Origin of the sequence: Mesorhizobium sp. M7A.F.Ca.US.005.03.2.1, from assembly GCF_003997795.1 — a bacterium.
Classification (GTDB): Bacteria; Pseudomonadota; Alphaproteobacteria; order Rhizobiales; family Rhizobiaceae; genus Mesorhizobium; species Mesorhizobium ciceri.
Genome location: NZ_RZRP01001619.1, coordinates 1 through 445, shown reverse-complemented (window position 1 = coordinate 445; position 445 = coordinate 1). Strand labels below are relative to the sequence as shown.

General features: G+C 67.9%; 1 protein-coding gene. It reads left to right on the top strand.

The features are described from left to right. The coding region (locus EN991_RS39480; protein WP_164769828.1) for an FAD-binding protein at window positions 1-445 on the top strand (445 nt) is incomplete at both ends.

Genomic DNA, 445 nt, shown 5'->3' with positions numbered 1-445 from the left:
CGCCACGCCGGGCGGCCTCATCTCGGCGACGGGCGTTGCCGGCCTAACTCTTTCCGGCGGCATCGGCTGGCTGCGCGGCAGCCACGGCCTCAGCGTCGACAATCTGCTGGCGGCCGATCTGGTGACCGCCGATGGCCGCCTCATCCATGCCGACGCGACCCAGAACCCGGATCTCTTCTGGGCGCTGCGCGGCGGCGGCGGCAATTTCGGCGTGGTGACGAGCTTCGAGTTCAAGCTGCATCCGATCGAGCCGGAGCTGATGTTATGCGGTCCGGCCTATCCCGAAGAGCGCGCCAACGAGATCATTCCACTCTGGCGCGACTTCATGCAGACCGCACCCGATCGCCTGAGCGGCCTGGCGGAATTCTCGACGCTGCCCGACGATCCCTCGATCCCCGAGCATGCAAGGGGCCGGCGCGTCCTGGCGCTCGCGCATGTCTATGAC